10 protein-coding genes and 1 tRNA gene are annotated in these 13,662 nt (G+C 67.6%); all 11 read right to left on the reverse strand.

Annotated elements, in window-relative coordinates; all coding sequences use genetic code 11:
- Positions 1–81: 81 nt before the first annotated feature.
- The 11 genes from ASD78_RS21220 to nuoN all read right to left on the reverse strand — a co-directional run bounded on the left by ASD78_RS21220 (position 82) and on the right by nuoN (position 13,659).
- Positions 82–1,149, reverse strand: coding sequence for a DUF5671 domain-containing protein (locus ASD78_RS21220; protein ID WP_200944169.1), 1,068 nt, complete (start codon positions 1,147–1,149; stop codon positions 82–84).
- 303 nt (positions 1,150–1,452) lie between these two features.
- Positions 1,453–3,561, reverse strand: a complete 2,109-nt coding sequence (gene pnp, locus ASD78_RS11805; protein ID WP_055900197.1) for a polyribonucleotide nucleotidyltransferase — start codon at positions 3,559–3,561, stop codon at positions 1,453–1,455.
- Positions 3,562–3,825: 264 nt separating this feature from the next.
- A complete protein-coding gene (gene rpsO, locus ASD78_RS11810; RefSeq protein WP_055899718.1) occupies positions 3,826–4,086 on the reverse strand; it encodes a 30S ribosomal protein S15 in 261 nt (86 codons plus the stop codon).
- Between the two features lie 407 nt (positions 4,087–4,493).
- Positions 4,494–5,132, reverse strand: a complete 639-nt coding sequence (locus ASD78_RS11815) for a hypothetical protein (RefSeq protein ID WP_156087723.1) — start codon at positions 5,130–5,132, stop codon at positions 4,494–4,496.
- A gap of 44 nt (positions 5,133–5,176) precedes the next feature.
- Positions 5,177–6,157: a tRNA pseudouridine(55) synthase TruB gene (gene truB, locus ASD78_RS11820; protein ID WP_082575589.1), complete on the reverse strand. Its 981-nt coding sequence runs from the start codon at positions 6,155–6,157 to the stop codon at positions 5,177–5,179.
- 221 nt (positions 6,158–6,378) lie between these two features.
- Positions 6,379–6,750, reverse strand: coding sequence for a 30S ribosome-binding factor RbfA (gene rbfA / locus ASD78_RS11825; protein ID WP_056101608.1), 372 nt, complete (start codon positions 6,748–6,750; stop codon positions 6,379–6,381).
- 5 nt (positions 6,751–6,755) lie between these two features.
- Positions 6,756–9,371: a translation initiation factor IF-2 gene (gene infB, locus ASD78_RS11830; RefSeq protein WP_055899724.1), complete on the reverse strand. Its 2,616-nt coding sequence runs from the start codon at positions 9,369–9,371 to the stop codon at positions 6,756–6,758.
- Between the two features lie 220 nt (positions 9,372–9,591).
- Complete coding sequence (nusA, locus tag ASD78_RS11835; protein ID WP_055899726.1) at positions 9,592–11,079, reverse strand: transcription termination factor NusA; 1,488 nt, start codon at positions 11,077–11,079, stop codon at positions 9,592–9,594.
- A 91-nt stretch (positions 11,080–11,170) separates the two neighbouring features.
- Entirely contained in the window at positions 11,171–11,743 is a 573-nt protein-coding gene (gene rimP, locus ASD78_RS11840) for a ribosome maturation factor RimP (RefSeq protein WP_056101900.1), read from the reverse strand.
- A 249-nt stretch (positions 11,744–11,992) separates the two neighbouring features.
- Positions 11,993–12,069, reverse strand: a tRNA-Met gene (locus ASD78_RS11845).
- Between the two features lie 144 nt (positions 12,070–12,213).
- A complete protein-coding gene (nuoN, locus tag ASD78_RS11850; RefSeq protein WP_056101612.1) occupies positions 12,214–13,659 on the reverse strand; it encodes an NADH-quinone oxidoreductase subunit NuoN in 1,446 nt (481 codons plus the stop codon).
- Between the last annotated feature and the right edge of the window lie 3 nt (positions 13,660–13,662).

Consider the following 13,662-nt stretch of genomic DNA (forward strand, 5'->3'; position numbering starts at 1 on the left):
GCCATCCCGTTCGGACCGCACCCGCCGACGACGTCACGTCATCGTCGGCGCACGTGCAAACCGTCCGCGACCGCGGCAGGACTACCGCTTGTCGCCATTCAGATCGAAGCAGTGCTTGCCGGCCGGATGCGGCCACTCCCGCTCGTACCAGCCGTCTTTGCCGTCGGCGCCGGTGTCGGTGGCGAAGCTGGCGCACAAACGATAGGCATGGCCCGCGCCCGGCTCATAGGCATAGGGCGCGCCGCTGACCGGATCGGCATGCGGCAGGCTCACACCAGGCTGCTCGGCCAGCGTCTTCAGATCCGGCGGCAGACGATCGTGCTGGATGACGTAGCCGGCCACCGCGGTGCGGATACGCTCGAAATCCTGCACGCGACGTTGATCCAGACGGATCAGCCGCTGCGCACCGGGCCCGCCTGTGATCCACAGCGCCGTCGCCACCGCCGCGACCATCACGGCGCCGGTCAGAATCAGCAGCCCGCGCCCCACCGCGCGTCCACTGGGGCCCTCGGTCTCCTCGCGCCGCAGGTCGCGCAGGTAGTAGCCGAACACCGTGCCGGCGATCGCGGCGACCACCAGCACCTTGAGCGCGAAGCGCAGGCTGAGCTCGCCGTCGAGCAGGTTGTAGACCAGCGCCGTCATGTCGCCGATCAGCACCGATGCGGCCACGAACAGAGTCAGATAGGTCAGCCAACGCCGCACCGGCGACAAGCGTTTGATCGGATAGCGCGCGACCTCGCCCGCCAGATAGGCGCTCACGAACGCGAACACCGGGAAGGAGATGATGACGGCCGCCACCGACCAGTGGAGTTCCGGCCCCAGTCGGAAATGCAGTTGCTGGATCGGGTCCACCGGATCCGCCAGCCAGGTGTCGATCAGGTCGAACAGCAGGCTGCCCAGATTGAAAGCGACGAAGTACAGCGTCGCGAACAGCACCAGATAGAGGAAGGCCTCGCGCGCGGACAAGGAAGCGCGCGGTTTCGGCACCGGCACCACGAAGCCCACGTCGGCATAGGCATCGAGCACGCCGCGCGTCTGCTCGGAGGTCCAACCGGCCTGGCCCAGGGCCTGGGCGATCGCCTCCTTGGATTGGCCGCGCAACAGCGCTTCGCGTACGAACAGCTCCAGTTCCTGGGTTCCCGCTGCCATGCCCCGTTCTCCGTGTATGGACGAGGCGAATCTAGCAGCTTCGCCAGCAAGGCTCCCGACGATCGCCAGGGTCTAGCCCTACGCTACCGGCGGGTGCGGGCGGAGCTACGTCCCGCTGCGCGTGCGGGGGCGCACGCGCGGGCTCGTACCGACCCAAGGCCGTGCGCGGGCCGGTACTCGCAGCCGCATGTAGGCCGAGCCAAGCGATCGCGCGCCATCCCGGGTATTCGCCGTTCGCGGCAAACGCACAAAAGAAAAGCGGGCCGAAGCCCGCTTTTCCGGAGTGCAGCGTTGCGCGTCGGCTTACTCGGCCGAGACGCCCTCGCCTTCCTCGACGGCCTTCATCGACAGGCGGATACGGCCCTGCTTGTCGACTTCCAGCACCTTGACCTTGACCACGTCGCCTTCCTTGAGCTTGTCGCTGACCTTCTCGACGCGCTCGTTGGAGATCTGCGACACGTGGACCAGACCGTCCTTTCCGGGCGAGATGGTGACGAAGGCGCCGAAGTCCATGATCTTGGCGACCTTGCCTTCGTAGATGCGGCCCGGCTCGACGTCCGAGGTGATCTGCTCGATGCGCGACTTGGCGGCCTGGCCGGCGAGCGCGTTCACGGACGCGATGGTGATGGTGCCATCGTCCTGGATGTCGATCTGGGTGCCGGTTTCCTTGGTGATCGCCTGGATCACCGAACCGCCCTTGCCGATCACTTCGCGGATCTTGTCGGGGTGGATCTTGATGGTGATCAGGCGCGGCGCGAAGTCGCTCAGCTCCGGACGCGGCGCGGTCAGCGCGTTGGCCATTTCGCCGAGGATGTGCAGACGACCGGCCTTGGCCTGGCCCAGCGCGACCTTCATGATTTCTTCGGTGATGCCCTGGATCTTGATGTCCATCTGCAGGGCGGAAATGCCCGCGCTGGTACCGGCCACCTTGAAGTCCATGTCGCCGAGGTGATCCTCGTCGCCCAGGATGTCGGACAGGACGACGAAGTTGTCGCCTTCCTTGACCAGGCCCATCGCGATGCCCGCGACCGGCGCCTTGATCGGCACGCCGGCATCCATCAGCGCCAGCGAGCTGCCGCAGACCGAAGCCATCGAGGACGAACCGTTCGACTCGGTGATTTCCGACACGATGCGGATCGTGTACGGGAACTCTTCCATGGTCGGCATGACCGCGAGCACGCCGCGCTTGGCGAGGCGGCCGTGGCCGATTTCGCGACGCTTCGGGCCCATCATGCGGCCGGCTTCACCGACCGAGTAAGGCGGGAAGTTGTAATGGAACAGGAAGTGTTCCTTGTACTCGCCCGAGACGGCGTCGATGATCTGGCCGTCGCGCGCGGTGCCGAGGGTGGCGACCACGATGGCCTGGGTCTCGCCGCGGGTGAACAGCGAGGAGCCGTGGGTACGCGGCAGCACGCCGACGCGCGAGGCGATCGGACGCACGGTGTCGAGGGCGCGGCCGTCGATGCGGACCTTGGTGTCGAGCACCGAGTTGCGCATGGTCTGGTATTCGAGCTCGCCGAATTCCTTCGACAGCTCCGAGGTGCTCCAGCCGTCGGCTTCGGCGCGGCCGGCCAGGCGCTGCAGCACGTCCTTCTTGATCGCGCCGATGGCGTCGCGGCGCTGCAGCTTGTCGCGCACCTGGAAGGCGGCGTTGAGCTGGTCGCCCACGGCTTCCTTGAGCGCGGCGATGAGCGCTTCGTTCTTCGCCGGAGCTTCCCACGTCGACGGCTTGGTGCCGGCTTCGACGACGAGCTCGTTGATGATGTTGATGACCTTCTGCATCTCGCGATGGCCGAACATCACCGCGCCGAGCATGACGTCCTCGGACAGCATCTTGGCTTCGGATTCGACCATCAGCACCGCGTTCGAGGTACCGGCGACGACGAGCTCGAGCTCGGAGTCGGCCAGCTCGGCGGCGGTCGGGTTGAGCAGGTACTGACCGTTCTTGTAACCGACCTTGGCGGCGCCGATCGGACCCTGGAACGGGGTGCCGGCCAGCGCGAGCGCGGCCGAGGCACCGATCAGGGCCGGGATGTCGCCGTCGATTTCCGGATTCATCGACATGACCGTGGCGATGATCTGGACTTCGTTACGGTAGTCCTCCGGGAACAGAGGACGGATCGGACGGTCGATCAGACGCGAGATCAGCGTTTCCTTCTCGGTCGCACGGCCTTCGCGCTTGAAGAAGCCGCCCGGGATGCGACCGCCGGCGTAGAACTTCTCCTGGTAATCCACGGTGAGCGGGAAGAAGTCCTGGCCCTCGCGCGCGCTCTTGGCGGCGACGGCGGTCACCAGCAGCACGGTGTCCTCCATCTTGACGATGACGGCGCCGCCGGCCTGACGGGCGATTTCGCCGGTCTCCAGGGTCACCTGATGGTTGCCGTACTGGAAGGTCTTGGTAATTTTTGCCACGTTGGGTTCCTTCGGTTCGATACGTTCCGGTCGGGGCCCTTGCCCCACCCGGTCGGCCGCCGTAACGGCCTGCGGTTTGGTGTGCATCCTGGCCAGGTATCCGCCCTGGCCGGTCGCGCGGTCCGGCGGCGCCGGACCCGGGCCGAAGCGGTCCTGTAGACCGAACGGCTGGCGCTGCATCCTGCATCGCCGCGGGCGCGGTTCCGGAGATTCCGATCCCGCAAAAGAAACCGCGGCGCATCGCTGCGCCGCGGTCGGTATCGTTTAGCGGCGCAGACCGAGCTTCTCGATCAGGGCCTTGTAACGCTCGTTGTCTTTCCGCTTCAGGTAGTCGAGCAGGCTGCGGCGGCGGTTGACCATCTGCAGCAGGCCGCGCCGGCTGTGGTGGTCCTGCTTGTGCAGCTTGAAGTGACCGGTGAGCTGTTCGATGCGAGCGGTGAGCAGGGCGACCTGGACTTCCGGCGAGCCGGTGTCGTTGGCGCCGCGCTTGTTATCTTCGATGACTTTGCTGGTGTCGATGGACATGATCTTCTCTTCCGATGCGCGGCCCGCAGAAGCGAATCGGTCGCGGCATTGCCGCCCCGACGCACCGCCTGGCCCGCCGTTTGCTATTGATTAGGGATGCCGTTCAAGCCGAAGTGCTTGGGAAGTGCTTGAAAAGCGGCGGAATTGTACCAGCCCGCGGCGGCGAATGCGACCTGAATCGCGGCCCGATGCGCAAGGGGCCTGGGCTGCGCGGGGCAGCGGCAGACGAGCGGCATCGATGCGGGGCCCGGCCGCCATGGCGCTCAGAGCTTCGGTCCTTGGGCCGCGCCGCGTTCAGCTTCGGTCTTCGGCTCCGGGCTGTTGCTGCGGTGCAGCTTGCGACGGCCGATGCCGGAGCCGGGACCTCCCGGAGTCTCGGTCCGCCGCTGCCGGACGGCCTGGAACCGCTAGCGCACCGGCTGGCTTTCGGCCGGATCGGAGGCCGGTTCGCCGTCGGCCCCGGTCGGACCAGCCCCGGTCGGACCGTCCTTGGCACGCGCCTGCCGGATCGCCTCGGTCATGGCGCTGATGTCGCCCTTGAGCTGCAGCCGCCATTGGCCGTCGATCCTGCGCAGGCTGACCACGCCCATGGTGGTCAGGCGGGTCTGCGCCGGCCCCATGCGCACGCTGGTGCGGGTCACCGCGTGGTACTGGTCCTCGCCTTCGGCGACGCCGCCCACCACCTGCACGCTCTCGACCTTGGCCCCGGCCATATTGCTGACGGCGCCGCTCAGGAAGGCGGCGAAAAACTCCGCATCGTCCAGGCGTTTGATCTGTTCGAGGTTCTTGCCGCCGAACATCGCCGCGATATTCGGATCGTCGGGCGACATTTCGATGGCCTCGCCGAGAAACCCGCGCATGTGCTTGAGCGCGACCGGGTCCATCAGCCGGGCCAGGCATGGCCAGTCCGCGCGGCGACTGCACTGCGCGGTGGCTTCGACCACCGCTTCCGGGCTATGGGTATCGACGGCGGCCGCTACCGCCCAGGCGGGCGCCGCGGCGGCGGTCAGTGCCGTCGCCAGCATCAGGTTCAAGCGCTTCATCATCGATCCCCTACTCCGTCCATGGACACGCCGAATGCCGGCGGCCCTTACGCGTCCGTGCCGGACGCCTGTTCCCGGGCGACGCTGGCCGCGCCCGGGCTGCCGCTCAAGACCGTCCAGCGGAACAGCCGCTGCGGTTGCAGGCGCTGCTGCTCGTCGCGGTGGCCCAGGCCCAGGCAACGGCCGTCGGCACCGAACACCACCACCATCCCCGGCTCGCCCTCGACACCGGCCACCGATTGACCGTAGCCGAGCCGGCGCTGGCCGTCCGCGTCCAGATGCACTTGCGGAAACGCGGTCAGGCCGGCCTCGATCGGCAGCAGGCAGGCGTCGAGTTCGGACTCGCCGCGCTCGGCCAGCGCGCGCAACTCGTCCAGGGTGTACATGCGCGGCTGCACGAAGGGCTCGACCCAGAGCCGGCGCAGCGTGGCCACGTGCGCGCCGCAGCCCAGGCGCTCGCCCAGGTCGCGCACCAGGCTGCGCACGTAGGTGCCCGAGCCGCATTCGACCCGTAGCTTCAGGCGCGCGCCGTCGCGCTCCAGCAGGTCCAAGGCGTGCACGCTGACGTCGCGCTCGGGGGCCTCGATGGCCTCGCCGCGGCGCGCCTTCGCGTACAGCGGTTCGCCGCCCTGCTTGAGCGCCGAATAGATCGGCGCGCGCTGGCGGATCTCGCCGCGCAGCGGCGCCAACGCGGCTTCGATCGCCGCGTCGTCGAGTTCCGGCACCGGCCGTTCCAGCAGGGTCGCGCCGTCGGCGTCGTCGGTGTCGGTGACCGCGCCGAGCACGGCCACGGTCTCGTAGGCCTTGCGCGCACCCAGCAACAGGCCGGCGATCTTGGTCGCCTCGCCGAAGCACAGCGGCAGCAAGCCGGTCGCGAGCGGATCCAGGCTGCCGGTGTGGCCGCCCTTCTCGGCGCGGAACAGATGCCGCACCTGCTGCAGGGCCTGGTTGGAACTCAGGCCCGGCGGCTTGTCGAGCAGCAGCAGGCCGTCCAGGGCCCGGAACACGGTGCGGGGCTTCTTGCTCATGCGGGCATTGTAGGAGCGATGCGGGCGCGCACCAGCCCGGCGGGCAGACGCTGGGGCGCGACGAAATGAAGGAGGATGGTCCGCTGCACGCTGTGGGAGCGGCGTGAGCCGCGATCGCGCATCCGCGACCGCATCGCCAGTTGGAGTGCCGTTCGGGTACCGATCGCGGCTCACGCCGCTCCCACAGGAAGCCAGGCGGCGCGAGGCTGGTCGAGAGGCGATCAGTCCTGCCCGGACTCCGGCTCCTGCGGCGGCAGATCGCGCAGCAGGTTGTCGATGCGTTCGCCGCGATCGACCGAGTCGTCGTAGTGGAAATGCAGTTCCGGCACGTGCCGCAGCTTCATCGCCTTGCCGAGCTGGAAGCGGATCTGCGGCGAGAGTTCCTTCAGCGCCTTGACCGCTTCCTTGGAACGCTCGGCCTGCAGAGCGGTCACGAACACCTTGGCATGGGCCAGGTCGCGCGTGACCTCGACGTCGGACACGCTGACCGACGGCAGGGAATGCTCGCGCACGGCCTCGTGCACGATCCGGCCCAGCTCGCGACGGAGCTGGGCGGAAACGCGATCGCTGCGATAGAACGTCTTCTGCGCCATTTCGATTACAGCGTGCGCTGCACTTCGATACGCTCGAAGCACTCGATCTGATCGCCCGGCTTGACGTCGTTGTACGCCTTCACGCCGATGCCGCACTCGGTGCCGTTACGCACTTCGTCGACGTTCTCCTTGAAGCGGCGCAGCGATTCCAGCTCGCCCTCGAAGACCACTGCGTTGTCGCGCAGCACGCGGATCGGCTTGGAGCGCTTGACCACGCCTTCGACCACCATGCAGCCGGCAACCGCGCCGAACTTGGAGCTGCGGAACACGTCGCGCACTTCGGCGATGCCGATGATCTCTTCGCGGATCTCGACGCCGAGGATGCCCGACGCCACCTGCTTCACCTGGTCGATCACGTCATAGATGATCGAGAAGTAGCGCAGGTCGACGCCGTTGCCTTCGATGATGCGACGCGCCGAGGCGTCGGCACGGACGTTGAAGCCGATCACGGTGGCCTTGGCGGTGGCCGCGGCGTTGGCGTCGGACTCGGTGATGCCGCCCACGCCGGAGCTGATCACGTTGATGCGGATCTGGTCGTTGGACAGCGCCATCAGCGACTGACGCAGCGCTTCCACCGAACCCTGCACGTCGGCCTTGATGACCAGGTTGAGGCTCAGCTGGCCCTCGCCCTTGCCCATCTGGGCCATGATGTCTTCCATGCGGTTGCCGGCGGCGGCGACCAGGCGCGATTCGCGGCGCTTGGCGTCGCGCTGCTGCGCCACGTCCTTGGCCAGGCGCTCGTCCTCGACCACGACGAAGTCGTCGCCGGCATCGGGCACGCCCGACAGGCCCAGCACCTGCACCGGGATCGACGGGCCGGCGGATTCCACCTGCTTGCCGGTCTCGTCGAACAGCGCGCGCACACGGCCGTACTGCACGCCGCAGACGAGGTAATCGCCCTTCTTGAGCTGACCCTGCTGGACCAGCACGGTCGCGACCGGGCCGCGGCCCTTGTCGAGCGCGGATTCGATCACCGTACCGGTGGCGCGGCCGATCGGCACCGCACGCAGTTCCAGCACTTCGGCCTGCAGCGAGATCGCGTCGAGCAGATCGTCGACGCCGTCGCCGGTCTTGGCCGACAGTTCGACCATCTGGGTGTCGCCGCCGAAATCCTCGGCGACCACTTCTTCGGCCAGCAGTTCGTTCTTGACCCGCAGCGGGTCGGCGCCGGACTTGTCGATCTTGTTGATCGCCACGATCAGCGGAACGCCGGCCGCCTTGGCGTGCTGCACGGCTTCCTTGGTCTGCGGCATGACGCCGTCGTCCGCGGCCACCACCAGCACCACGATGTCGGTCAGCTTGGCGCCGCGCGCGCGCATCGAGGTGAAGGCGGAGTGGCCGGGCGTGTCGAGGAAGCTGATCACGCCGCGAGCGGTTTCGACGTGGTACGCGCCGATGTGCTGGGTGATGCCGCCGGCTTCGCCCGAGGCGACCTTGGTGCGGCGGATGTAGTCCAGCAGCGAGGTCTTGCCATGGTCGACGTGACCCATGATCGTGACCACCGGCGGACGCGCGACGCGGTCGCCCTGCACTTCCTCGGCATGCGCGATCAGCGCGTCCTCGGCGGCGTTGACGTTGGTGCGGACCACGGTGTGGCCGAGTTCTTCGGTCACCAAGGCCGCGGTGTCGTAGTCGATGCCCTGGTTGATGGTCGCCATGACGCCCATCTTGAACAGCGCCTTGACCACGTCGCCGCCCTTGAGCGCGAGCTTCTGGGCCAGGTCGGCGACCGTGATGGTCTCGCCGATCGCGACTTCGCGCACGATCGGTGCGGTCGGACGCGAGAAGCCGTGGGCGCCGCCGCCGGAGCGGCTCTGCTCGGCCTGACGGCGCGGCTTGGACTTGCCGCGGGTGCTGCTGGTGCGGCGCGCGCGGTCGGTGGCGCTCAGGTGCAGCTGACCGGCGAAACGGTTGGCGGCATCGTCGTCCTCGACCCCGGCGACCATCGCGTGCGAGCCGCGGGTCTTGTGGCGCGGCGCGTTGTGATCGACGCGGGCCGGTTCCGGACGCGCGGGCGCCGGCTTCGGATGGCCGTGGCCGTGCGTGGCCGGGGGCTTGCGCACCGGAGCCTCGTCTTCCGCGGCCGGGGCGATCGCGCTGGCGTCGGCGAGCTTGGCCTTCTGCTCCTCCTCGGCCTTGGCGCGCGCAGCCTCTTCGGCTTCGCGGCGCGCGGCATCGGCGGCATCGGCACGACGCTTGTCGACCTCGGCCAGCTTTTGCTGCTCGGCCAGGTTGCGCTGCTTGGACTCTTCGAGCTTGCGCAGGATCTCGGCGCGCTCGTCGCTCGGGTCGCCCTGGGCCTCGTTCGGCTTGACCAGGGTGACCTTCTTGCGCACGACCACGTCGACGGTGGTGCGGTTCTTGCCGCCACCGACGGTGAGTTCCTGCTTGCGGCTGCGGTTAAGCGTGATCTTCTTCGCCGCTTCGCTCTCTTCGGCAGGCTTGTCGACCTTGCCGTGCGAGCGCTTCAGGAAGCCGAGCAGCTTTACTTTCTCGATGCTGGTCACGACCTGGTCGGGGCCGCTGAAGCTCATGCCGGCCTCGGCCAGCTGCTCCAGCAACTTTTCGACCGGCGTGTTCACCAGTTCGGCCAGCTTGCGGATGGTGGTTTGCTGCGACATTCGGTGTCCGTTTCCTTCGTGGCGCGGGACGTGTCCCGCGCGTGGTGGCGCCATTCTAGCCCTGCGCAGCGCCCAACACCTCGGCGCCGCACAGGCCCGGATGGCCTGCCCGCGGACCGGGCCCATGCCCGGTCCAGCGAAGCCGGATCAGGGCGTTGGCCTCGATCCGGGGTGCCGGAAGACGCCCGCCAGGGGCCTCTTCCGACCTGAAGCTAAATCCTCACTCGAACCAGTGCTTGCGCGCTTCCATGATCAGGGCCGCGGCGCGGGCCTCGTCCACACCTTCGATATCGGTCAGTTCGTCGGTCGCCAGGTCGGCCAGGTCGTCGCGCGTGACCACGCCACGGCCGGCCAGCACGAAGGCGAGCTCGTCGTCCATGCCTTCCAGCGACAGCAGATCCTCGGCCGGCTGATGCTCGTCCACCTCTTCCTCGGCGGCCAGAGCTTCGTTCAGCAGCGCGTCGCGGGCGCGGGCACGCAGTTCCTCGACGATGTCCTCGTCGAAGCCTTCGACCGCGAGCAGCTCGCCGACCGGCACGTAGGCGATTTCCTCGACCGTGCTGAAGCCTTCCGAGACCAGGATGCCGGCGATTTCCTCGTCGACCTCGAGCTTGTCCTGGAACAGCTGGCGCGCGGCGGTCTGCTCGGCCTCGGACTTGGCGGTGACCTGGTCCTGGGTCATGACGTTGAGCTGCCAGCCCGACAGGCGGCTGGCCAGGCGCACGTTCTGGCCGCCCTTGCCGATCGCCTGGGCCAGACGGTCCTCGGCCACGGCCAGGTCCATCGAATGCTTTTCTTCGTCGACGATGATCGACTGCACTTCAGCGGGCGCCATCGCGTTGATGACGAACTGGGCCGGGTTGTCCGACCACAGCACGATGTCTACGCGCTCGCCGTTGAGCTCGTTCGACACCGCCTGCACGCGCGAACCCCGCATGCCGATGCAAGCGCCGATCGGATCGGTGCGGTTGTCGTGCGCGAGCACGGCGATCTTGGCGCGATCGCCCGGATCGCGCGCGCAGGCCTTGATCGACACCAGGCCCTGGCCGACTTCCGGCACTTCGAGCTTGAACAGCTCCATCATGAATTCCGGGGCGGCGCGGCTGATGAACAGCTGCGGGCCGCGCGGCTCGGTGCGCACGTCGAACAGGTAGCCGCGGACGCGGTCGCCAGCGCGCAGCACGTCGCGCGGGATGCCCTTGTCCTTCGGGATGATCGCCTCGGCGTTGCCGCCCAGGTCGACGTAGATGTTGCCGCGCTCGACGCGCTTGACGATGCCGGTGACCAGCTCGCCGACGCGGTCCTTCCACTGGTCGACGACCTGGGCGCGCTCGGCTTCGCGCACTCGCTGCACGATCACCTGCTTGGCGGCCTGGGCGGCGATGCGGCCGAAGTCCGGATTCTCGATCTGCTCTTCGATGTAGTCGCCGACTTCGACGCCTTCGACTTCGTCGATCGCGTCCATCAGGCGCACCTGGCGGTCGGGCGATTCCATCACCACGTCGTCGGCCACGACTTCCATGCGGCGGAACGTCTCGTAGCTGCCGTCCTTCTGATCGATGGAGACGCGCACCAGCACGTCTTCGTCGTGGTAGCGCTTCTTGGCGGCGGACGCCAACGCGGCCTCGATGGCCTCGAAGATGACCTCGCGCGGCACGCCCTTTTCGTTGGCGACCGCGTCAACTACCAGCAACAGTTCCTTGCTCATCTCGTCACTCCGCACGGGTCGGCTCGCGGGCCGCCGGCTCTAGGGTTGGTTAATGCTCGTTAGACTGCCAATTCGTCGCGAAGCCTGGTTCTTATGAAGCCTTGGGCTTCGCCGGTTTGTTCTTGCCGTCTTTGGGCTTCGGCTTGCCCGGCTTGGTCGGCGCCAGACCCAGCGCGGCCCAGTCCGGAACCAGGCGCGCCTTGTCGATGTTCGAGAACGGCACGCTGAAACGCGCGCCGTCGATCGCGAACACCACCTGCGCGCCTTCCACGCCGACGATCTCGCCCTGCAGCCTGCGCCGGCCCTCGTGCGGCAGCTTCAGGCCGACCTTGGCAGTCTCGCCGGCGAAGCGCACGTAGTGCTCCAGCGCGAACAGCGGGCGGTCGATGCCCGGCGACGACACTTCGAGGGTGTAATTGCCGCTGATCGGATCTTCGACGTCGAGCTGGGCCGACACTTCGCGGCTCACCGCTTCGCAATCTTCGATGGTGACCAGACGCGGCTCGCCGTCGGCGCCGCCGGCGTCGTCGGCGGGCACGTCGATGTACAGGCGCAGCACCGCGCTGCCGGGCGACGGCAGGTATTCGGCACCGAGCAGCTCCACGCCCAGCGAACGGATCGTCGGGGCGAGCATCGCGGCGATTTGGACTGCTTTATCCGACACGCGCATGACTCCTGCAGCTTCGATCGACCGACAGCGCTTGCGGGATCGATCGCTTCGTTGAACGTTGTTTGCGAAAACCGAACGCGAAAAACAACAAGGGGCCCGGTGGGCCCCTTGTCCGTACAACTGGATTTCGGTGTGACGGCGCGAGCAGAGCGCCATCACAAAGCCCGACCTGGTTCGAAAAGAAAGCCTCAGTGATGAGGCTTTCTGCTAACCGCCGTTGAACCGGCGGCTTCGAACCGAAGCTGGTAGCGGGGGCAGGATTTGAACCTGCGACCTTCGGGTTATGAGCCCGACGAGCTGCCAGACTGCTCCACCCCGCATCAGGCCGACCATCATAACGGCCGGCTAACCTTCCTGCAAGCCCGCATTCACTTTTATTTCAACATCCAGTGATTGGGGTTTGCCGCGACACACAACATGTAGGCGCACGGCCGGTTTTCAAGCGCCGGCCGCAATTAAAAATCTCAGCCCGCAAAAGCCTTCTGGCACCAGGCCATGATCGGGTTCCAGGCCAGGCCCAGCGCCAGCAGCGCCAGGGCGTTGACGCCGAACACCACGTTCAAGGGACGGTCCTCGCGCAGCGCCGGCAGCTCGCCGTCGGGCTCGTCGAAGTACATCGCCTTGATCACGCGCAGGTAGTAGAAGGCGCCGACCACCGCGAACACGATGCCCACGATCGCCAGCCACAGCATCCCGCCCTGCAGCGCGGCGCGCAGTACGGCGAGCTTAGCCCAGAAGCCCAGGAACGGCGGCAGGCCGGCCAGCGAGGCCATCACGCACAGGATCAGGCCGGCCATCCACGGGCTGCGCGCGTTGAGGCCCTTGTAGTCGTCGATCCGGTCGGCCTCGAAGCCGCGGTTGGACATCACCACGATCGCGCCGAAGGCCGCGGCCGACATCAGCGAGTAGCTGATCGCGTAGAACATCGCCGCCGCCAGTCCCTGCTCGCCGCCGCCGGCGATGCCCAGGAACAGGAAGCCCACGTGCGAGACCGTCGAATAGGCCAGCAGGCGCTTGAGGTTGCTCTGGACCAGCGCGCTGAGGTTGCCGATCGCCAGCGACATCACCGCCAGCCAGGCCAGGGCCAGGCGCCAGTGGTCGTCGAGCGGGCCGGCGCCGACCTCGAGCAGACGGTAGGTCATGCCGAACGCGGCCAGCTTGGGCGCCGAGCCGATGAACAGGGTGATCGGGGTCGGCGCGCCCTGATAGACGTCGGGCAGCCACATGTGGAACGGCGCGGCGCCGAACTTGAAGGCGATGCCGGCGACCACGAACACCACGCCGGTGATCAGCATCAGCGAGGACGGATTGCCGTAGGCGCTGGCGCCGATCTGGCCCAGGTCCAGCGAACCGGTAGCGCCGTAGATCAACGACAGGCCGTACAGCAGCAGGCCCGAGGCCAGCGCACCGAGCACGAAATACTTGATCGCCGCTTCCGAGGCCAGCGGGCTGTCGCGGTCGATCGCGACCAGCGCGTACGAGCACAGGGCCAGCATTTCCAGGCCGAGGTAGACCATCACCAGGCTGCCGGCCGAGACCAGCAGCATCATGCCGGCGGTCGCGAACAGCATCAGCACCGCGACCTCGCCCTTGTACAGCTCGCGCTCGCGCAGGTAAGACCAGGTGTAGATCATCGACAGCACGCTGACCACGCCGATCGCCAGCTTGAGCACGTCGGCGGTGGTGTCGCGCACGAACATGCCGCTGAGCACGGTGCCCTGCCCGCCCACGCCGAACGCCACCAGCGCGGTCGCCGCGATCAAAACCGCGATCGCGAAGGCGTGGCTGAAGATGCGGCGGCGCTCGGGGACGAACAGGTCGATCATCAGCAGCGCGAACGCGCCGAGGATCACCACCAGCTCGGGCAGCAACGGCATCAGGTCGGCGAGTCCTCGTACAGGCATGTTCATGCG

It is taken from the genome of Lysobacter sp. Root667, assembly GCF_001427715.1.
Classification (GTDB): domain Bacteria; phylum Pseudomonadota; class Gammaproteobacteria; order Xanthomonadales; family Xanthomonadaceae; genus Lysobacter.

What these genes read in the sequence shown, in the direction of transcription:
- ASD78_RS21220 (WP_200944169.1), bottom strand. Translation starts at nt 1,149, where the DNA reads ATGGCAGCGGGAACCCAGGAACTGGAGCTGTTCGTACGCGAAGCGCTG.
- rpsO (WP_055899718.1), bottom strand. Translation starts at nt 4,086, where the DNA reads ATGTCCATCGACACCAGCAAAGTCATCGAAGATAACAAGCGCGGCGCC.
- ASD78_RS11815 (WP_156087723.1), bottom strand. Translation starts at nt 5,132, where the DNA reads ATGATGAAGCGCTTGAACCTGATGCTGGCGACGGCACTGACCGCCGCC.
- truB (WP_082575589.1), bottom strand. Translation starts at nt 6,157, where the DNA reads ATGAGCAAGAAGCCCCGCACCGTGTTCCGGGCCCTGGACGGCCTGCTG.
- rbfA (WP_056101608.1), bottom strand. Translation starts at nt 6,750, where the DNA reads ATGGCGCAGAAGACGTTCTATCGCAGCGATCGCGTTTCCGCCCAGCTC.
- infB (WP_055899724.1), bottom strand. Translation starts at nt 9,371, where the DNA reads ATGTCGCAGCAAACCACCATCCGCAAGCTGGCCGAACTGGTGAACACG.
- nusA (WP_055899726.1), bottom strand. Translation starts at nt 11,079, where the DNA reads ATGAGCAAGGAACTGTTGCTGGTAGTTGACGCGGTCGCCAACGAAAAG.
- nuoN (WP_056101612.1), bottom strand. Translation starts at nt 13,659, where the DNA reads ATGAACATGCCTGTACGAGGACTCGCCGACCTGATGCCGTTGCTGCCC.